At 72.4% G+C, this 18,519-nt stretch carries 17 protein-coding genes and 1 riboswitch; of the genes, 5 read left to right on the top strand and 12 right to left on the bottom strand.

Annotated elements, in window-relative coordinates; translation table 11 throughout:
• Positions 1-3: 3 nt before the first annotated feature.
• Positions 4-2,412: an MMPL family transporter gene (locus ACFY2L_RS16530; RefSeq protein ID WP_390658496.1), complete on the bottom strand. Its 2,409-nt coding sequence runs from the start codon at positions 2,410-2,412 to the stop codon at positions 4-6.
• Between the two features lie 165 nt (positions 2,413-2,577).
• On the opposite strand from ACFY2L_RS16530, the gene ACFY2L_RS16535 reads away from it, so the two are divergent.
• Entirely contained in the window at positions 2,578-3,267 is a 690-nt protein-coding gene (locus tag ACFY2L_RS16535; RefSeq protein WP_390658282.1) for a response regulator transcription factor, read from the top strand.
• Positions 3,264-4,712 carry a sensor histidine kinase gene (locus tag ACFY2L_RS16540; protein ID WP_390658281.1) on the top strand — a complete coding sequence of 483 codons (1,449 nt, stop codon included), beginning with the start codon at positions 3,264-3,266 and terminating at the stop codon, positions 4,710-4,712. Before ACFY2L_RS16535 ends, ACFY2L_RS16540 begins: the two co-directional genes overlap by 4 nt.
• A gap of 10 nt (positions 4,713-4,722) precedes the next feature.
• Here the strand turns inward: ACFY2L_RS16540 and ACFY2L_RS16545 are convergent, their stop codons facing one another.
• The 4 genes from ACFY2L_RS16545 to ACFY2L_RS16560 all read right to left on the bottom strand — a co-directional run bounded on the left by ACFY2L_RS16545 (position 4,723) and on the right by ACFY2L_RS16560 (position 8,512).
• Complete coding sequence (locus ACFY2L_RS16545; RefSeq protein ID WP_390658280.1) at positions 4,723-5,124, bottom strand: ATP-binding protein; 402 nt, start codon at positions 5,122-5,124, stop codon at positions 4,723-4,725.
• Between the two features lie 148 nt (positions 5,125-5,272).
• On the bottom strand, positions 5,273-6,826 hold the full coding sequence (locus ACFY2L_RS16550; protein ID WP_390658279.1) for an ABC transporter substrate-binding protein: 1,554 nt from the start codon (positions 6,824-6,826) through the stop codon (positions 5,273-5,275).
• Positions 6,827-7,015: 189 nt separating this feature from the next.
• Positions 7,016-8,269: a metallophosphoesterase gene (locus ACFY2L_RS16555; RefSeq protein WP_390822648.1), complete on the bottom strand. Its 1,254-nt coding sequence runs from the start codon at positions 8,267-8,269 to the stop codon at positions 7,016-7,018.
• Between the two features lie 3 nt (positions 8,270-8,272).
• Positions 8,273-8,512, bottom strand: a complete 240-nt coding sequence (locus tag ACFY2L_RS16560) for an SCO4848 family membrane protein (RefSeq protein ID WP_390658277.1) — start codon at positions 8,510-8,512, stop codon at positions 8,273-8,275.
• Between the two features lie 91 nt (positions 8,513-8,603).
• Here ACFY2L_RS16560 and ACFY2L_RS16565 point away from each other — a divergent pair, with 91 nt between their 5' ends.
• Positions 8,604-9,917 carry a D-alanyl-D-alanine carboxypeptidase family protein gene (locus tag ACFY2L_RS16565; RefSeq protein ID WP_390822649.1) on the top strand — a complete coding sequence of 438 codons (1,314 nt, stop codon included), beginning with the start codon at positions 8,604-8,606 and terminating at the stop codon, positions 9,915-9,917.
• Here ACFY2L_RS16565 and ACFY2L_RS16570 read toward each other — a convergent pair.
• The 4 genes from ACFY2L_RS16570 to ACFY2L_RS16585 are packed head-to-tail and all read right to left on the bottom strand — an operon-like array spanning position 9,871 to position 12,672.
• The gene (locus ACFY2L_RS16570; RefSeq protein WP_390658275.1) at positions 9,871-10,788 is read right to left on the bottom strand and encodes a YihY/virulence factor BrkB family protein; all 918 of its coding nucleotides are present in this window, start codon (positions 10,786-10,788) and stop codon (positions 9,871-9,873) included. The genes ACFY2L_RS16565 and ACFY2L_RS16570 overlap by 47 nt on opposite strands.
• A gap of 15 nt (positions 10,789-10,803) precedes the next feature.
• Complete coding sequence (locus ACFY2L_RS16575) at positions 10,804-11,214, bottom strand: GtrA family protein (RefSeq protein WP_390658274.1); 411 nt, start codon at positions 11,212-11,214, stop codon at positions 10,804-10,806.
• On the bottom strand, positions 11,208-12,161 hold the full coding sequence (locus ACFY2L_RS16580; RefSeq protein ID WP_390822650.1) for a decaprenyl-phosphate phosphoribosyltransferase: 954 nt from the start codon (positions 12,159-12,161) through the stop codon (positions 11,208-11,210). Before ACFY2L_RS16580 ends, ACFY2L_RS16575 begins: the two co-directional genes overlap by 7 nt.
• Entirely contained in the window at positions 12,154-12,672 is a 519-nt protein-coding gene (locus tag ACFY2L_RS16585) for a phosphatase PAP2 family protein (RefSeq protein WP_390822651.1), read from the bottom strand. The genes ACFY2L_RS16580 and ACFY2L_RS16585 overlap by 8 nt, the downstream gene beginning before the upstream one ends.
• A gap of 132 nt (positions 12,673-12,804) precedes the next feature.
• On the opposite strand from ACFY2L_RS16585, the gene ACFY2L_RS16590 reads away from it, so the two are divergent.
• Together ACFY2L_RS16590 and ACFY2L_RS16595 are read left to right on the top strand one after the other, a co-directional pair.
• Positions 12,805-14,154 carry an FAD-binding protein gene (locus tag ACFY2L_RS16590; protein ID WP_390822652.1) on the top strand — a complete coding sequence of 450 codons (1,350 nt, stop codon included), beginning with the start codon at positions 12,805-12,807 and terminating at the stop codon, positions 14,152-14,154.
• An 8-nt stretch (positions 14,155-14,162) separates the two neighbouring features.
• Entirely contained in the window at positions 14,163-14,918 is a 756-nt protein-coding gene (locus ACFY2L_RS16595; protein WP_390822653.1) for a decaprenylphospho-beta-D-erythro-pentofuranosid-2-ulose 2-reductase, read from the top strand.
• Between the two features lie 40 nt (positions 14,919-14,958).
• Here ACFY2L_RS16595 and ACFY2L_RS16600 read toward each other — a convergent pair whose 3' ends face one another.
• The 3 genes from ACFY2L_RS16600 to ACFY2L_RS16610 all read right to left on the bottom strand — a co-directional run bounded on the left by ACFY2L_RS16600 (position 14,959) and on the right by ACFY2L_RS16610 (position 18,290).
• Positions 14,959-15,537: a 2'-5' RNA ligase family protein gene (locus ACFY2L_RS16600; protein WP_390658267.1), complete on the bottom strand. Its 579-nt coding sequence runs from the start codon at positions 15,535-15,537 to the stop codon at positions 14,959-14,961.
• Between the two features lie 188 nt (positions 15,538-15,725).
• Positions 15,726-16,739: a tryptophan--tRNA ligase gene (gene trpS / locus ACFY2L_RS16605; protein WP_390658266.1), complete on the bottom strand. Its 1,014-nt coding sequence runs from the start codon at positions 16,737-16,739 to the stop codon at positions 15,726-15,728.
• Between the two features lie 99 nt (positions 16,740-16,838).
• Positions 16,839-18,290: a glycine hydroxymethyltransferase gene (locus tag ACFY2L_RS16610; RefSeq protein WP_390658495.1), complete on the bottom strand. Its 1,452-nt coding sequence runs from the start codon at positions 18,288-18,290 to the stop codon at positions 16,839-16,841.
• 49 nt (positions 18,291-18,339) lie between these two features.
• A riboswitch (ZMP/ZTP riboswitch) is annotated at positions 18,340-18,429 on the bottom strand.
• Between the last annotated feature and the right edge of the window lie 90 nt (positions 18,430-18,519).

Genomic DNA, 18,519 nt, shown 5'->3' on the forward strand with positions numbered 1-18,519 from the left:
GCGTCAGGTGACCTCGGTCGCCTCCGGGACGTCCGTCAGCTCCACGTCGTACACCAGCGGCTCCTCCGTGACGGTGACCCGCCGCGCCCGGGTGGGGTACGACGGTGCCGTCGTCGCCAGCAGATACGTCCCCGGCGCCGGGGCGGAGAGGATGTACGAGCCGTCGGCGAGAGAGGTGACGGTGTCCAGAGGGCGTCCGCCCGTGGACCTCAGGGTGAGCGCGGCGCCCTCGACGGGGTCGCCGGCGGTGTCCCGTACGAAGCCGTGCAGGACCGTGGCGGGACCCTCACCGTGCCCGGTGCCCGGCGCCCCCTCCTCCTTCGGCTCCACCGCCAGATGGGGCAGCCGCTTCTCCAGCCCGGCCGGCAGCCACCAGTTGGCGGCGCCGAGGAGGTGCATCGCGGCCGGGACGAGCGCCGTCCGCAGGATGAACGCGTCCAGTGCGACCGCCGCCGCCAGACCCACGCCCGCCATCGCCGCGCCGGAGTCGCCGCTGAGGACGAACGCGAGGAAGACGCAGACCATGATGAGGGCGGCGGAGTTGATCACCCTGCTGGTCTCGGCCAGCCCCACCCGCACCGCGCGCGCGTTGTCCTTGGTGTGCACCCACTCCTCGTGCATCCGGCTCACCAGGAACACCTGGTAGTCCATCGACAGCCCGAAGAGCAGGGACAGCATGATGACCGGCAGGAAGGCGTTGATCGGGCCCTCCTTGCCGAGGCCGAGCAGGTCCAGGCCCCAGCCCCACTGGAAGACGGCGACGAGGACGCCGAAGGAGGCGGCGGCGGCGATCAGGTTCATCACGGCGGCCGTCAGCGGCACCACCAGGGAGCGGAAGGCGATCAGCAGGAGCAGGAAGCCCAGACCGATGATCGTCGCGATGAAGAGGGGCAGGCGGTCGCCGGTGACCGTCGCGAAGTCCTTGGAGACCGCGGTGACCCCGCCGACGTGCGCCTCGGCACCGGCCCGCGGGATGACGTCGTCGCGCAGACGGTCGATGAGGGTGTCGGTCTCCTCGGACTGCGGCGAGGTGGTGGGCACCACCTGGATGACGGTGACGCCCCGCGCGGGCGGCAGCGCGGCCACCCGGGCGACTCCGGCGGTGTCCTCGATGCCCTGCACCAGGGCCGTGGTGTCGGTGCCGTCCACGACCACCTGGAGCGGGCCGTTGAAGCCCGGTCCGAAGCCCTCCGCGAGCAGGTCGTAGGCCTTGCGGGTGGTGGTGGAGGCGTCGTCGTTGCCCTGGTCGGTGGCGCCCAGGCGCAGCGACAGCACGGGCAGCGCGAGGACGGCCATGACGACCAGCGCGAGCGCGGCGACCGTACGGGGCCGGCGCTGCACGCCCGCCGACCAGCGCGCCGCGGGCCCGCTCGCCTGCTCCACCTCGGGCCCCTGCGCGGCGAGCCGCCCGCGCTGCCTGCGGCTCAGGACACGCGGGCCGAGGAAGCCGAGCAGGGCGGGCAGCAGGGTGGTGGCCGCGAGGACGCTCAGGACGACCGTCAGCGAGGTACCGATGACGACCCCGTCCAGGAAGCGCAGGTTCGTCACCAGCATGCCCGCGAGGGCGATGCAGACCGTGCCGCCCGCGAACAGCACCGCCCGGCCGGAGGTGTTGAGGGCGGTGACCGCGGACTCCTCCGGGTCGGTGCCGCGCAGGAGGCCCTTGCGGTGCCGGGTGACGATGAACAGGGCGTAGTCGATGCCGACACCCAGGCCGATCAGGGACGACAGGAGCGGGGCCAGGTCGGGGATGTCGGTGACATGGCTCAGCAGCTGCGTCGAGAACAGGCCGGTGCCGACCCCGAAGACCGCCACGGCGAGCGGCAGCAGCATCGCGAAGAGCGAGCCGAAGGCCAGGAACAGCACGATCGCGGCCGCCACGAGACCGACCATCTCGGCCAGGCCGGTGGGCGGTTCCTGCACCCGCTGGATCGCCTGGCCGCCCAGCTCGACCTCCAGGCCGTCGCGTTCGGCGTCCCGCGCGGTGTCGACGACGTCCTGGACGAGTTCCTTGGGCACGGCGTTCGCCTGGTCGGCGAAGGTGATCTGCGCGTACGCGATCCTGCCGTCGGCGCTGATCTGCGCCGCGCCTCCGGCCGTGTACGGGCCGGTGACCCCGCCGACGCCCTTCATCCCCGCCATCTCGTCGAGCGCGGGCTGGATCCGGGACCGTACGTCCTGGTCGCGGACCGTGCCCTCGTCGACCTTCCAGACGACCGTGTCGGTGTCGCCCGCGCGCGCGGGAAACGCCTTCTCCATCAGGTCGTACGCCTTCTTGGAGTCCGTGTCGGGGAGGGAGAAGACGTTCGCGTAGTCCGTTCCCGCCGCCGAGGCCGAGAATCCCAGGCCGAACAGCGCCCCCACCCACAGCAACAGGACCACCAGTCTGTGCCGGTAGCACCAGCGTGCCAATGCCGCCACGATCACAACTCCTTCACCACGGTCGACGGGTCCCCCAGGTCCTGGCACCAGGATCGTCGGCGGCACGCCCGCGTGGACATCGACCGGCCACGACTCTCAAGGAACTCCAAAGCGGGAACCGGCCCGGTCGCCGGCGCGGCCGCCGATACTGGGGGCATGTCGACGGCTCCGGGCACCGTGCTGGTCGTCGAGGACGAGCCGAGCATCGCGGACGTCCTCGCCATCGCGCTGCGCTACCACCGCTTCGAGGTCATGACCGCGGCCACGGTCCGCGAGGCCCTCGCCCTCGCCGGGCGCACCCGGCCCGACGTGGCGCTGCTGGACGTCATGCTCCCGGACGGGGACGGACGGGCCCTGGGGCGGGAACTGCGGGCGCAACGGCCCGATCTGGCCCTGGTGTTCCTCACCGCGCGGGACGCGCCGGCCGAGATCGTCGGAGCGCTCGGCTTCGGCGACGACTACATCACCAAACCGTTCGACATCGACGTGGTCGTCGCCCGGATCACGGCCGTCCTGCGGCGTACCCGCCCGGCGGACGTCCTGCCGCAGCGCCCGCCGCTGCGCTACGGCGACCTGGAACTGGACGAGACGACGTACAGCGTGCACCGCGCGGGCCGCTCGGTCGAGCTGACCCCCACCGAGTACGCGCTGCTGCGGTTCCTGGTGCGCAACGGCGGCCGGATCGTGCCCAAGGAGCAACTCCTGCGCCATGTCTGGCAGTACGAGCACACACCGACGGAGTCGACGGTCGTCGAGACCTACATCAGCTATCTGCGGCGCAAGCTGGACGTCCTGGGAGCGCCGGTGATCACCACCCGGCGGGGCGTGGGATACGGGCTGGCATGAGGTTCCCGCGCCGTGGCCGGGGGCTGCGCTCCCTGCGGGTGAAACTGACGCTGGCGAACGTCGCGCTGCTCGCCGTCGGCGTCGTCGCGGCGACCGCGGTCAGCCTGATGGGGATGCGGCACTACCTGCTCGGCCAGATCGACACGGATCTGACCAAGATGCGCAACTCGCTGGGCAGTTCGCGGCTCACCCTGCGCCAGATCGACTCGCTGAGCGTGCTCGGCGTGGTCCGCGACCGGATCCTGCCCGGCGGCTCGGACGACCGGCCGACCCCGGACTCGGTCTTCACCGCCGTCGACGCCAGGGGCACGGCCCTCACCCTCTTCGACGTCGCGCCCACCGACGTCCAGCGCGCCCTCGCGGACGCCGTGGCCGACCCGCGCGCCCTGGCCGCCGAGTCCGAGCCGCGCGACGTCAGCGTGCACGGCGCCGCGTACCGGGTGACCGCGACCCGGCTCGCCGACGGGCCCTACATCCTGCTGGCCACCTCCACGGAGGCCCTGCACCAGGGCGTCGCCAAGGCCCTCAGACTGGATCTCGCGGTCGGCACGCTGCTGCTGATGCTGCTCGCGTGCCTGACGCTGTTCAGCGTGCGGCGGCGGATGCGGCCGCTGGAGGACATGGTGGAGACCTCGTCGGCGATAGCGGAGGGCGACCTGACCCGGCGGGTGCCCTCCAGCCGGGAGACCACGCTCGAGGTCGAACAGCTGCGGCTGGCCCTGAACTCCATGCTGCACCAGGTGGAGACGGCGTACCGCACGCGCGAGCGCAGCGCGGCCCAGCTGCGCCGGTTCGTCGCCGACGCCTCGCACGAGCTGCGCACCCCGCTGTCCGCGATCCGCGGCTATCTCCAGCTGTACGACCAGGGGATGCTGCGCGAGCCGGAGGAGCGCCGACGGGCCTGGGACCGGATGAACGGCGAGGTGGACCGGATGGGCCGGCTCGTCGACGAGCTGCTCACCCTGGCCCGCCTCGATCAGCGGCCCGAACTGCGCCTGCGCAACGTGGACGTGAGCCGGCTGGTGCGGGACGCCGCCGAGGACCTGCGGGCGCAGCAGCCCGGGCGGCCCGTCACGGTCGACGCGGACGGGGCGCTGCTGGTGCGGGCCGACGAGTCGGGGCTGCGCCAGGTGCTGGGCAACCTGGTGGCCAACGTGCGCACGCACACGCCCGCCGACGTGCCGGTGCGGCTCGGGGCGGAGCGCGCGGACGGGGTGGTACGGCTGTCGGTGCGGGACGAGGGGCCGGGGCTGGCGGCGGAGGACGCGGCACGGGTCTTCGACCGCTTCTTCCGGGCGGGCGGCGGCGCGGGCAGCGGTCTGGGGCTGGCGATCGTGCAGGGTGTGGTGCGGGCGCACGGCGGCGAGGTGAGCGTACGGACGGCGCCGGGCGAGGGGCTGGGGGTGACGGTGGAACTGCCGGCGCGGCCGGCGGTGTGCGGCTGACGGGCCGCGGTCAGGCGGTCGCCACGACCAGCGCCCAGACCGTCTTGCCGTGGCGGCCCCTGCTCCACACGCCCCAGGCGGTGGCGAGGTGTTCCACGAGGTGCAGGCCGCGGCCGTGTTCGTCCCACTCGCCGACCACCCGCAGCCGGGGTTCCTGCCGGTCCTCGTCGGAGACCTCGATGAGGCAGGAGCCGTCCGCGAGCGCGGTGACCGCCACCTCGAACTCCCGCTCCAGCAGGGGCCCGTGGCGTACGACGTTGGTGGCGAGCTCGGACACCACGAGGAGCGCGTCGGCCAGCGCCCGGCCGTCCGGGGCGTGCCCCCAGTCCGCCAGATGGTCCCGCACCCGGTGCCGGGCCAGGCCGACGGACGCCGGATGCCGGGGCAGCCGGAAGGAGTTGCGTCTCAGCACGTCTGCTCCTCACCCCGTGCACACCTCCGTCACATGGTGCCGCCTGGGGTGACTGCCCGGTGTCACGGGGGCGCATGCCCCCGGCGCCCCGGATCCGCCACGCCGGACCGGCCCGTGCGGTCACCGCACGGGCCGGAGGGACAAGGGGTCAGATCCAGTCCAGCGCCCACAGCCGGAACACGCCGTTGCCGTCCGCCAGGTACTGGCCGCCGCCGACGTCCGCGCTGGTGACGACGTACTCCTTGCGCTGCCACAGCGGGATCACCGGCACGTCGTCGGCGATGACCTGCTGGAGGTTCTTGAAGTCGTCGGCGACCTGGCCGCGGTCGGCGTACTGCCGGCTGTCGCTGATGTACCGGTCGACGGTCTTGTTGCTGTAGCCGGTGTTCATGGTGGAGTCGGTGGCGACGAGCGGACCCGCGTAGGTGTCCGGGTCGGGGTAGTCGGCGACCCAGCCGACGGCGTACGCGTCGAGCTTGCCGCTCGCCCAGCGCTTCTGGAAGTCGGTCCACTCGTACCCCTTGACGTTCACCTCGAACAGTCCGCTGGCCTCCAGCTGCCGCTTGAGCTCCTTGGCCTCGGCCGCCGCGGCACCGCTGCCCAGGCCGTATCCGTAGGTGAACTTCACCGGGATTCCGGCGCCGGCCTCCTCCAGGAGCTTGCGGGCCTTCTCGGAGTTCTGGTCCGGGTAGGTGTCGAAGAAGGAGGTCGTGTGGCCGGTGAGGCCGGCCGGGATCAGGGAGTACAGCGGCTCGACGGTGCCGTCGTACACGGTCGCGGCGAGCTGCTCGCGGTCGATCAGCCAGGCCATCGCCCTGCGGACGTCCGTGGAGTGCAGCGGCGAGGAGGCGCGGGTGTTGAAGTACAGGTTGCGGGTCTCGGAGCTGTCGGCCTCGCTGACGCGCTGGTCCGGGTCGCTGGCGTTGAGGGCGGCGAGGACCGCGGGCGGCAGCTGGCGGGTGGCCGCGTCGACGTCCCCGGCCTTCCACGCCTTCTCCAGCGCGTCCGGGTCGGGGTAGTAGCGCAGTGCGATCGGCGAGCCGGTCTTCACCGCGCCCCGGTAACGGGAGTTGGGCTCCAGGTCGGCCCGCTCGCCCTTCTGGTACGCCGTCAGTGTGTACGGTCCGGTGCCGTCGACGGAGGTGCCGGTGCGCAGGCCGTCCGCCGGATAACGGGTGTGGTCGACGATCGAACCGGCGCCGGTGGCCACCTTGAACGGGAAGGTGGCGTCCGGCGAGGACAGATGGAAGGTGACCTTCAGGCCGTCGGCGTCCACCGACTTCAGGGTGGACAGCAGTGAGGCGGGGCCGACGTCCGAGTCGATCTTCCTGAGCCGGTCGAAGGAGTACTTCACGTCCTCGGCGGTCATCGTGCGGCCGCTCGGGAACGTGAGGTCGTCGCGCAGCTCGCAGCCGTACGTCGTCAGGCCGCCCTTCGCGAAGGAGCAGCTCCTGGCCGCGTCCGGCACGGGCGAGACGCCGCCCGGCTCGTACGTCAGGAGCGACTGGAAGACGTTGCTGAACAACGCCCAGGAACCGGCGTCGTAGGCGCCCGCCGGATCCAGTGACGTGATGGTGTCCGTCGTCCCCACCGTGATGGTGGCGCCGCTGTCGTCCTCCGACGCCAGCAACTGCCGGCCGCCCACCCCGACCACCGCGAGAACCAGCACTGTCACGAGGATCCGCATGCGAATCGATCGCATGGTGATGTCCTGCCCTCCCCAGGCCACGAAAAGGCCCAGTACTACACAGAAAGCCACCCCCCTTGGTGGCGGGCTCACCTAATCACACGTGTTTCAGCGCGGGGAAGAGGATTCTGCCGAGATGGGAAAGAACTTACCGACGCGTGTTTCGGGCGGGTTTCACAGCGTCCGCACAGGCCCGGGGAGGGGTCAGGCCTGCTTCGACGCCAGCTCGATCACCGTGATGTCCGAGGGTGCCCCCACGCGCGTGGGCGGGCCCCAGGCGCCGGCGCCCCGGGAGACGTAGAGCTGGGTGTCGCCGTAGCGTTCGAGACCGGCCAGGGTGGGGTTCGCGGCCTCGGCGATCAGGCTGCCGGGCCAGAGCTGGCCGCCGTGGGTGTGGCCGGAGAGCTGGAGGTCGACGCCGTGGCGCACGGCGTCGTGGATCTGGACCGGCTGGTGGGCGAGGAGCACGCACGCGCGCGTGGTGTCCCGGTCGCCGAGCGCCCGGTCGAAGTCGGGGCCCTGGCCCTCGCTCTCGCCCGCGAGGTCGTTGACGCCGGCCAGGTCGAACCACGGGAGTTCGGTGCGGGCGTTCTCCAGCGGGTCGAGGCCGAGCCGGCGCACCTCCTCGACCCACTGGGCGGCGCCGGAGAAGTACTCGTGGTTGCCGGTGACGAAGAAGCCGCCGTGCCGGGCCCGGAGCCGGGACAGCGGTGCCGCGGCCGGGCCGAGGTCCTTCACGCTGCCGTCGACCAGGTCGCCGACGACCGCGATCAGGTCGGGCTGGGTCGCGTTGATGGTGTCGACGACCTTCTGCGCGAAGCCCCGCCCGAGGACGGGCCCCAGGTGGATGTCGCTGACGACGGCGATCCGGTAGCCGTGGGCGGCGCGCGGGAGCTTCGCCAGCGGGACGGTCACCCGCTTGACGCCCGGGCCGCGCAGCACGCCGTAGGTGCCCTGTCCCACGGTTCCCACGGCGACGGCGGCGGCCGCGCCGCCGACCACCCGGGAGACGAAGAGACGGCGGGAGGGGGCGGCCTTTTCGGCCACGTCCGCCGCGGGCTCCGGCGGGTCCTGGGCGGGCGGCCCCCCGGCCGGGACCCGTTGCGGCGCGGGCTCCGCGACGGGTGTCCGCGCCGCCCGCCGCGCGCGTCGCTCCAGGAACCGCCGCAGCAGCGGTCGTACCGCTTCGCCCGCGACGACTCCGAGCAGCAGGTAGACCGACAGCGCGAGCCACAGGAAGCCGGGCCAGGCCAGGGTGCGCTGGAGCCAGAAGGGGGCGCCCGCGCGTTCCGCGACGAGAGCGCCGATCGCCAGGGCCCAGCCGCCCACGATCAGCACGGCGCCGCCGCGGCGCGCCCAGCCGGGGCCGCGGGTGGTGTCGCGGAACAGACGGCGCCACAGGTACCAGTTGGCGCCGACCAGCACCGCCAGGGCGAGCAGGACGAAGACGATCACCATCGGCTATGACGTCCGGCGCAGTGCGCGCAGACCGCGCAACCCGATGACCCCGATGACCGTCCCCAATACGAAGGAGACGACGGCGAGCGTCAGGTGGACCCAGAAGTACGCCGTGGGGTCGCCGTCGTCGAACGCGAGCCCGCTGCTGTCCTTGACCAGGTTTTTGACGAAAGTGACCCAGATGACCCAGCTCCACACCCCGAAGGCGAGCAGGAACCAGGAGAGGGGGCGGCTGAGCTTCATGTGTTCAGTATCGCCGTCGGGTGTCCGGTTCTTTGACCGGGGTGGGGAGGGCGGTGGGACTTCCCGCCGCCTGCCCGGTACGTTCTCCGTCGTGCCCGCACCCATGAAGCAGACCGTCAGGCGATCCCTGCTGGTCACCGCAGCGTCCTTCGCGTCCCTCGCGCTGACCACCCCCGTCTCCCTGGCGGCGCCCAAGCCGTCGCCCTCCACGAGCACGTCCCCGTCGGCCACTCCCCCGGCGACCATGTCCACCGTCGGCGGCGCCCGTCTCGGGCAGGCCGGTACGCAGGTGGCGCTCGCGGGGGACGCGCCGGTGGTGCCGAAGGACCTCACCGCGCGCTCGTGGATCGTGGCGGACGCCGAGTCGGGCGAGGTGCTGGCCGCGCACAACGCGCACTGGCGGCTGCCCCCGGCGAGCACGATGAAGATGCTGTTCGCCGACACCGTGCTGCCGAAGTTCCCGAAGACCACCGCGCACAAGGTGGTGCCGAAGGACCTGGAGGGCATCGGGTCGGGCTCCAGCCTGGTCGGGATAAAGGAGAACGAGACGTACACGGTCCACGACCTGTGGCTCGGTGTCTTCCTGCGCTCCGGCAACGACGCCGTGCACGTGCTGTCGTCGATGAACGGCGGTGTCGCCGACACGGTCAGGGAGATGAACCGGCACGCCGAGGAACTCCAGGCGCTCGACACGCACGTCGTCTCCCCGGACGGCTACGACGCGCCCGGCCAGGTCTCCTCCGCGTACGACCTGACCCTGATCGCGCGCTCGGGGCTGCAGAAGAAGGACTTCCGGGAGTACTGCTCGACGGTCACGGCCAAGTTCCCCGGCGAGACGAAGAAGAACAAGAAGGGCAGGACGGTCCGCCAGTCCTTCGAGATCCAGAACACCAACCGGCTGCTGGCCGGGGACTACGACATCTCGCAGTACCCGGGCATCGCGGGGGTCAAGAACGGCAACACCACCAACGCGGGCGCCACCTTCACGGGCGTCGCCGAGCGGGGCGGGCGGGTGCTGCTGGTCACCGTGATGAACCCGGAGAAGAGCGACCACAACGAGGTCTACAAGGAGACCGCCAAGCTGTTCGACTGGGGCTTCGCGGCGGCCGGGAAGGTGACCCCGGTGGGCGAGCTGGTCGCGCCGCAGGGCACCGCTCCCAGCGCTCGGGCGAGCGGCCGGGCCAGCGCGCAGCCGGGCGCGAACCCCTCCTCCGGGGAGTCCGCGAAGGCCGGGCAGGGCGGCACCTCGGGGCAGCCGGTGGCCGGCGCCGCCGCCGACGACGGCGCGCGCGGGATGTGGACGGCGCTGGCGATCGCCGGCGGGGTGCTGGTGCTGCTGGCCGCCGGGGCGTTCCTGGTCAACCGCCGGTGGCCGCTGCCGGATCTGGTACGCCGTCGCCGATGACGTCGTCGTCCGGCCGGTGGTCGGGGGCGCTGCCCGTCGCCGTCCACGCGGCGCAGTAGAGGATCAGCTTCGAGGTGAAGTTGATCCACAGCAGCAGGGCGATGGGCACACCGAACGCGCCGTACATGCTCTTGCCGGCCACGCCCTGCATGTAGCCGCTCAGCAGCAGCTTCAGCAGTTCGAAGCCGACCGCGCCGATCAGCGCGGCGACGAAGAGCCGGTGGCGGGTCGGCTCGACGCCGGGCAGCAGGGTCAGGACGTACAGCAGGAGCAGGAAGTCGGCGAGGACCGCGATGGCGAAGGCGGCGAGGTGCAGCAGGACGCTGCCCCAGCCCTCCTTGTCGATGCCGAGGGTGTCGGTGATCCGGCCGACCAGGGCCGAGGCGACGGTGGAGAGGGCGAGGGTGGCGAGGACCGCGCCGCCGAGACCGACCAGGATGCCCGCGTCCTTGGCCTTGTTCAGGACCGGGTTCTCCTCCCTGTCGGGCAGCTCCCACACGGCGCGCAGACAGTCCCGCATCTGGCCGACCCAGCCGATGCCGGTGAGCAGCAGCACGGCTCCGGCGATCAGGCCGACGGTGCCGGCGTTCTGCACCAGCCCTTCGATGTCGAGCTGGTCGGAGATGCCGGGGACCTGATCGGCGATCTTGTCCTGGACCTCGCGCTGACGGGACTCGCTGAGGGTGGCCGCCGTGATCGCGGCGGCCAGGGTGAGCAGCGGGAACAGCGCGACGAAGCTGATGAACGTCATGGCGGCCGCCAGCCGCGTCCACTTGACCCGGTCCAGGCGCTCGTACGACCGCCAGGCGTGGGTGGCCATGAGGCGGGCGACCCACGGCCCGACACCGGGAAGCTTCTTCAGCCAGTCCATGATCCGAACTCTGCCCTATTCGCGGGAAACGACGCGGAAGACCAGAGTGCGAGTACCCCAGAACCGCAGGACAGTCGCCAGCGCCATGCCGATGACGGCTCCGGAGAGGGTGTCCGCGCGCTGCGAGGTGAGCCCGAGGCCGTAGTGGCTGATGGTGAGACAGAGGAGCTGGACGAGGGCGCCGGCGACGTTCACCGCGAAGAACACGGCGTACGGACGCGGGCCCCGCACGCGCGCGTGGCGGTAGGTGCCGAGCGCGTTGCCGAGGTAGGCGACCGTGCAGCCCGCGAGGAAGGACAGCGTCTTCGCGGTGAGGGGGTCGAGGCCGGCCGGGCCGCGCAGCCAGGTGAACAGGGCGAGGTCGGCGGCGTAGGCGAGGAGGCCGGCGGCGGCGAAGCCCAGGAGTTCGCGCCGTTCGCCTACCAATGGGCCACCGCCAGCCCGTACATGGCGAGCCAGGACAGGCCGATCAGGGCGAGGGCGCGGTCGCCGAGGACCACCTCCTCGGGTTCGCCGGCGGTGCCCCGGTCGGCGAAGACGGCGTAGCGCAGGACGGCCAGGATGAACGCGACCACCGAGAGCTGGCGCCAGGGCAGCAGGCCGGTGTGCGGGACACCGCCCTCCTCCAGGGCCCACAGGCAGTAGCCGAGCACGGCGACACCGGCCGCGAGCTGCCAGACGAACCGGAGGTAGCCGGTGGTGTACTCGGTGAGCAACGCCCGTGTGGCGCCCGCCTTGCCGGCCATCTGGACGGCCTCGGAGTAGCGCTTGGCCGAGACCATGAACAGCGCGCCGAAGCCGGTGGTGATCAGGAACCAGCGGGAGAGGGGGATGCCGAGCGCGAGCCCGCCGGCCGTCGCCCGCATCAGGAACCCGGTCGTGACGACGACGAGGTCGACGACGAGGACGTGCTTCAGGCTGACGCAGTACGCCAGTTGCATGCCGAGGTAGCCGGTGAGGAGGACGGCGACGGCCGGGTTCGCCAGCCAGGCGGCGAGGGCCGGTCCGAGGACCGCGAGGGCGCCTCCGACGGCGTACGCGACGGGTACGGGGACCACGCCGGCGGCGACCGGGCGGTGCCGCTTGGTGGGGTGGGCGCGGTCGGCCTCGGCGTCCCGGGCGTCGTTGACCAGATAGACGGCGGCGGCGCAGGCGGTGAACAGCGCGAAGACGAGGGCGAGTCGGGGCAGCGCGCCCGGGGAGAAGAGCCGGCCGGCCGCGGCGGGGGCGGCGACGACGAGCACGTTCTTGACCCACTGCTTGGGGCGGGCGGTCCGCAGCAGGCCGCCGAGGAGGCCGCCGGTGCGGGGGCTCGGCGGCTGGGGCGACCGGCGACGGTGGGTGCGCTGCCGGTGGAGGACTGCCTCAGCCACGGCGCCCCTCTCGCATCCAGCGCGCTCCCAGCCGGGCCGTGAGCGCCCCCAGGGCCGCGCCCGCCGCCACGTCGGAGGGGTAGTGGACGCCGACGACGAGACGGGAGAGGCACATCGCGGCGGCGAGCGGCGGGACGGCGTGGGCCCCGAGGGCGCCGAAGGCCACGGCGGCGGCCGCCGCGGAGGTCGCGTGCGAGCTGGGGAAGGAGTGCCGGCCGAGGGTGCGCACCAGGGGCTCGACATGGGCGGGGCGCGGGCGGCGCACGATCCGTTTCACGCCCATGCTGGCGAGGTGCGCGCCCGCGGTGAGCGCGGTCGCGCGCAGCCAGGCGCCGCGCCGCGGGCCGTCCACGGCGGCTCCCACGAGGCCCGCCGCGAGCCACAGCGCGCCGTGCTCGCCCGCCCGGGACAGGGCGCGCGCGGCACCGGCGACGCGCGGATCCGCGCCCCGGGCGCGCAGCGCGGTGAGGATCCGGTGGTCCATGTCGTCGAGGTCGTCGAGGTGGTCCATGTGGCTCACTGTTCACGTCGACCCCACCGGAACTCCGGCAATATTGAGCGACATCCCATTAATCACCCATTTCGGGGAGTGGTGGGAGGTTTCAAAAGTATTCGCTCATATAGGGGCGATACGGTCACACCCATGCCTGCCGAGACCGTTTCCGTCACGGGATGGGGTCGCACCGCCCCCTCCGCCGCCCGGCTGATCCGCCCCCGGACGTACGAGGAGGCCGTGGTCGCCGTCCGGGACTGCGGAGTCCGCGGGGGCATCCCGAGAGGGCTGGGGCGGGCGTACGGGGACGCGGCCCAGAACGCCGGCGGGGCCGTGTGGGACATGACCGGACTGGACCGGATCCACGTCGTCGACGCCGCGGGCGGGACCGTGCTGTGCGACGCCGGTGTCTCCCTGCACCGGCTGATGGAGGTCCTGCTGCCGCTCGGCTGGTTCGTCCCGGTGACCCCCGGCACCCGCTACGTCACCGTGGGCGGCGCGATCGGCGCCGACATCCACGGCAAGAACCATCACGTGTCCGGATCCTTCGCGCGGCATGTGCTGTCCTTCGAACTGCTCACCGCCGACGGCACGATCCGCACGGTGAGCCACGGCACCCCCCTGTTCGACGCCACCGCCGGCGGCATGGGCCTGACCGGCGTCGTCCTCACGGCCACGGTCCGGCTCCATCCCGTCCAGACGTCCCTCATGTCGGTCGACACCGAACGCGCCGCCGACCTCGACGACCTGATGGCCCGGCTGACGGCCGGCGACCACCGCTACCGCTACTCCGTCGCCTGGATCGACCTCCTCGCGCGCGGGGCGGCCACCGGACGCGCGGTGCTCACCCGCGGCGACCACGCGCCCCTGGACGCGCTGCCCGCACGCGCGCGCAGGGCACCGCTGGCCTTCCGTCCGTCCCGGCTGCCGGCCGCCCCCGCCTTCCTGCCGAACGGTCTGCTGACCCGCACGACCGTCGGACTGTTCAACGAGCTCTGGTACCGCAGGGCGCCCCGTGTGCGGACCGGCGAACTCCAGCGGCTCTCCGCCTTCTTCCACCCCCTCGACGGCGTCCCGCACTGGAACCGCGTCTACGGCCGCAGCGGCTTCGTGCAGTACCAGTTCGTCGTGGGGTACGGCCAGGAGGACGCCCTGCGCCGGATCGTGGCCCGTATCCACGCGCACCGCTGCCCGTCCTTCCTCGCCGTCCTCAAGCGGTTCGGTGAGGCGGACCCGGGCTGGCTGTCCTTCCCCCGCCCCGGCTGGACCCTCGCCCTGGACATCCCGGCCGCCCTGCCCGGCCTGGGCGCCTTCCTCGACGAACTGGACGAGGAGGTGGCCGCCGCCGGCGGACGCGTCTACCTCGCCAAGGACTCCCGGCTGCGCCCCGAACTGCTCACCGCGATGTACCCGCGCCTGGCCGACTTCCGTGCCCTGCGCGCGGAGCTTGACCCGCGCGGGGTCCTCACCTCCGATCTGTCCCGGCGCCTCAACCTCTAGGAGCTGTCGTGAAGGACGCCTTCGGCCTCCCCCAGTCCCTCCTCGTCCTCGGCGGTACGTCCGAGATCGCGCTGGCCACCGCCCGCCGGCTGGTCGCCCGCCGCACCCGCACGGTGTGGCTGGCCGGGCGCCCCTCCCCCGCCCTGGAGTCGGCGGCCGCCGGCCTGCGCGCGCTCGGTGCCGACGTCCGTACCGTCGCCTTCGACGCGCTCGACCCCGGCTCCCACGAGACGGTTCTGGGCAAGGTCTTCGCCGAGGGCGACATCGACCTGGTGCTGCTCGCCTTCGGCGTCCTCGGCGACCAGGCGCACGACGAGTGCGACCCTGCGGCGGCGGTGCGCGTCGCCCAGACCAACTACACCGGCGCGGTGTCGGCGGGCCTGGTGTGCGCCCGCGCGCTCCAGGCCCAGGGCCACGGCTCGCTGGTCGTGCTCTCCTCCGTCGCCGGGGAGCGCGCCCGCCGCTCGAACTTCATCTACGGCTCCAGCAAGGCCGGCCTCGACGCCTTCGCCCAGGGCCTGGGCGACGCGCTGCACGGCACGGGTGTGCACGTCATGGTCGTACGCCCCGGCTTCGTCCGTACGAGGATGACGGCCGGGCTCACCGAGGCGCCGCTGGCCACCACCCCCGAGGCCGTCGCAGCGGCCGTCGAGCTGGGGCTGCGTCGCAGGTCGGAGACGGTGTGGGTGCCCGGGGTACTGCGGGCGGTGATGTCGGCGCTCCGGCACGTCCCGCGCGGGCTGTTCCGGAGGCTGCCCGTCTAGGGGGTGTTGCTGTGACCGTGGCGGGGCTCCCGGCGGGCGGTCAGCGTGTGGGCAGACCGCCGCGGTCGACGTGCGCGGCCTGCGGGGGGACGACCGCGCCGCCGAACGGGTACTCGCGCAGCTTGCGCCAGACGCCGTCGGGGCCCTGCTCGTGGAGGGCGAAGCCGGTGCAGGACCACTCGGCCTGGTAGCCGGCGAGTTCCTCGTAGGCGCGGTCCATCGCCGCGTCGTCGATGCCGTGCGCGACGGTGACGTGCGGGTGGTAGGGGAACTGCAGCTCACGCACGAGGGGGCCGGAGGCGTCACGGACCCGCTGCTGCAGCCGGGCGCAGGCCTCGGCGCCCTCGACGACCTTCACGTACACCACCGGCGACAGGGGCCGGAAGGTGCCCGTGCCGGACAGCCGCATCGGGAAGGGGCGGCCGGCCGCGGCGACCTCGGTGAGGTGCGCCTCGACGGCCGGCAGCGCGCCCGCCTCGATCTCCGTCGGCGGCAGCAGCGTGACATGCGTGGGGATGCCGTGAGCAGCGGCGTCGCCGAAGCCCGCGCGCCGCTCCTGGAGCAGGCTGCCGTGAGGCTCCGGGACCGCGATCGACACGCCGATCGTTACGGTCCCCACGTCGTCTCCTGTCGTCATGTCCGATGAGATGCCGTTCGTGGTGCCGGGTTCGTACTCAGTCGTCTCAGTCGTACGGCTATCGACTGTACGGCCACGGCTGTGCTCTGGGCAGGCGCAAGGGAAGTGATGTGCAGCGCTCCGCCCGGAGGAACGAGTGTGCGGCGCGCCCCGGGTGCTTCCGAGCGCCGTCAGTGCTTCGCGGGGAGGAAGCCGACCTTGTCGTACGCCTGGGAGAGCGTCTCCGCGGCGACGGCGCGTGCCTTCTCCGCGCCCTTCGCCAGGATCGAGTCCAGCGTCTCCGGGTCGTCCAGGTACTGCTGGGTGCGGTCCCGGAACGGGGTGACGAAGTCGACGACGACCTCCGCGAGGTCCGTCTTGAGCGCGCCGTAGAGCTTGCCCTCGTAGCGCTGCTCCAGCTCGGGGATGCTCACGCCGGTGAGGGTCGAGTAGATGCTGAGCAGGTTGCTCACGCCCGGCTTGTTCTCGGCGTCGTAGCGGACCACCGTGTCGGTGTCCGTGACCGCGCTCCTGACCTTCTTCGCGGTGGCCTTCGGGTCGTCGAGCAGGTTGATGAGGCCCTTCGGCGTGGACGCCGACTTGCTCATCTTGATCGACGGGTCCTGAAGGTCGTAGATCTTGCCCGTCTCCTTGAGGATGTGGGGCTTCGGGATCGTGAAGGTCTCGCCGAAGCGGCCGTTGAAACGCTCGGCGAGGTCGCGGGTGAGCTCGATGTGCTGGCGCTGGTCCTCGCCGACCGGGACCTCGTCGGCCTGGTACAGCAGGATGTCGGCGACCTGCAGGATCGGGTACGTGAACAGGCCGACGCTCGCGCGGTCGGCGCCCTGCTTGGCGGACTTGTCCTTGAACTGGGTCATGCGGGACGCCTCGCCGAAGCCGGTGAGGCAGTTCATGACCCAGGCGAGCTGGGCGTGCTCGGGGACGTGGCTCTGGACGAAGAGCGTGCAGCGCTCGGGGTCGAGACCGGCCGCGAGGAGCTGCGCCGCGGCGAGGCGGGTGTTGGCGCGCAGGTCGGCCGGATCCTGCGGAAGCGTGATCGCGTGCAGGTCGACGACCATGTAGAAGGCGTCGTGGGTCTCCTGCAGGGCCACCCACTGGCGGACGGCGCCGAGGTAGTTGCCGAGGTGGAACGAGCCTGAGGTGGGCTGGATTCCGGAGAGCACGCGGGGACGGTCTGAGGCCATGTTCATCATTGTCTCAGAGGCGTGGGGGTGGTCGCGGTGCGCGGGGAACCGCGGACGGTGTGAAGCCGGCCGCCCGGTTCCCCGCGCCTCCGGAAGACCTCAGCCGAGGTCGATCTCCGGGTACAGCGGGAAGCCCGCGACCAGGTCCGTCGCCCGCTGGGAGATCTCCTCCGCCACCTTCGCGTCCAGGACGTGCGAGGCCTTGGACGGGGCGCCCGACTTGGTCGTGCCCGGCTCGGTGGTGGTCAGGACGCGGTCGATCAGGCCCGCGACCTCGTCCATCTCGGCCGTGCCGAGGCCACGCGTGGTGAGCGCCGGGGTGCCGACGCGGATGCCGGAGGTGTACCAGGCGCCGTTCGGGTCGGCCGGGATGGCGTTGCGGTTGGTGACGATGCCCGAGTCGAGCAGGGCCGCCTCGGCCTGGCGGCCGGTGAGGCCGTAGGAGGTCGCCACGTCGATCAGGTTGAGGTGGTTGTCCGTGCCGCCGGTGACGAGGGTGGCGCCGCGGCGCATCAGGCCCTCGGCCAGGGCGCGGGAGTTGTCGACGATGCGCTGGGCGTAGTCCTGGAAGGCGGGCCGGCGGGCCTCCGCCAGGGCGACGGCCTTCGCGGCCATGACGTGCGGGAGGGGGCCGCCGAGGACCATCGGGCAGCCGCGGTCGACCTGGTCCTTGAGGGAGTCGTCGCACAGGACCATGCCGCCGCGCGGGCCGCGCAGGGACTTGTGGGTGGTCGTGGTGACGATCTGGGCGTGCGGGACCGGGTCGAAGTCGCCGGTCAGGACCTTGCCGGCGACCAGGCCCGCGAAGTGCGCCATGTCGACCATGAGGGTCGCGCCGACCTCGTCGGCGATCTCGCGCATGATCCGGAAGTTCACCAGACGGGGGTAGGCCGAGTAGCCCGCGACGATGATCAGCGGCTTGAACTCGCGGGCGCTCGTGCGCAGCGCCTCGTAGTCGATCAGGCCGGTGGCCGGGTCGGTGCCGTAGGAGCGCTGGTCGAACATCTTGCCGGAGATGTTCGGGCGGAAGCCGTGGGTGAGGTGACCGCCAGCGTCCAGGGACATGCCGAGCATGCGCTGGTTGCCGAAGGCCCGGCGCAGCTCGGCCCAGTCGGCCTCGGAGAGGTCGTTGACCTGGCGGGCGCCGGTCTTCTCCAGGAACGGGGCCTCGACGCGGTCGGCGAGGACGGCCCAGAAGGCGACGAGGTTGGCGTCGATGCCGGAGTGCGGCTGGACGTAGGCGTGCCGGGCGCCGAACAGCTCGCGGGCGTGTTCGGCGGCGAGGGACTCCACGGTGTCGACGTTGCGGCAGCCGGCGTAGAAGCGGCGGCCGACGGTGCCCTCGGCGTACTTGTCGCTGAACCAGTTGCCCATCGCGAGGAGGGTGGCCGGGGAGGCGTAGTTCTCGGAGGCGATCAGCTTGAGCATCTCGCGCTGGTCGGCGACCTCCTGGCCGATGGCGTCGGCGACGCGCGGCTCGACGGCGCGGACCACGTCGAGGGCGGCGCGGAAGGCGGTGGACTCGGTGGAGAGGGGCTGCTGCTCTGACATGTCGTCGGCCTCCGGGTGGCGTGGGTGCTGGAAAGCGGTCACGGGTTCACGGTTCGGCCCAGGCGCACGGCACTGTGTTGCTCACAGGCCGCTCCCCGATGGTCCGATCCATCCCAGCGCGCCAGTCACGGCCCGCCGCCAGCCTACCGGGCACGCCGGAGCGCGAACGTCCCGCGTCCACCATGCGAGCGACGATAGGAAGGGGGCCGACCGCACCTCTGGAGGTCCC

This window comes from Streptomyces sp. NPDC001381, from assembly GCF_042895685.1.
Lineage (GTDB): Bacteria > Actinomycetota > Actinomycetes > Streptomycetales > Streptomycetaceae > Streptomyces.

What these genes read in the sequence shown, in the direction of transcription:
- ACFY2L_RS16535 (WP_390658282.1), top strand. Translation starts at nt 2,578, where the DNA reads ATGTCGACGGCTCCGGGCACCGTGCTGGTCGTCGAGGACGAGCCGAGC.
- ACFY2L_RS16540 (WP_390658281.1), top strand. Translation starts at nt 3,264, where the DNA reads ATGAGGTTCCCGCGCCGTGGCCGGGGGCTGCGCTCCCTGCGGGTGAAA.
- ACFY2L_RS16550 (WP_390658279.1), bottom strand. Translation starts at nt 6,826, where the DNA reads ATGCGATCGATTCGCATGCGGATCCTCGTGACAGTGCTGGTTCTCGCG.
- ACFY2L_RS16555 (WP_390822648.1), bottom strand. Translation starts at nt 8,269, where the DNA reads ATGGTGATCGTCTTCGTCCTGCTCGCCCTGGCGGTGCTGGTCGGCGCC.
- ACFY2L_RS16560 (WP_390658277.1), bottom strand. Translation starts at nt 8,512, where the DNA reads ATGAAGCTCAGCCGCCCCCTCTCCTGGTTCCTGCTCGCCTTCGGGGTG.
- ACFY2L_RS16570 (WP_390658275.1), bottom strand. Translation starts at nt 10,788, where the DNA reads ATGGACTGGCTGAAGAAGCTTCCCGGTGTCGGGCCGTGGGTCGCCCGC.
- ACFY2L_RS16585 (WP_390822651.1), bottom strand. Translation starts at nt 12,672, where the DNA reads ATGGACCACCTCGACGACCTCGACGACATGGACCACCGGATCCTCACC.
- ACFY2L_RS16590 (WP_390822652.1), top strand. Translation starts at nt 12,805, where the DNA reads ATGCCTGCCGAGACCGTTTCCGTCACGGGATGGGGTCGCACCGCCCCC.
- trpS (WP_390658266.1), bottom strand. Translation starts at nt 16,739, where the DNA reads ATGGCCTCAGACCGTCCCCGCGTGCTCTCCGGAATCCAGCCCACCTCA.
- ACFY2L_RS16610 (WP_390658495.1), bottom strand. Translation starts at nt 18,290, where the DNA reads ATGTCAGAGCAGCAGCCCCTCTCCACCGAGTCCACCGCCTTCCGCGCC.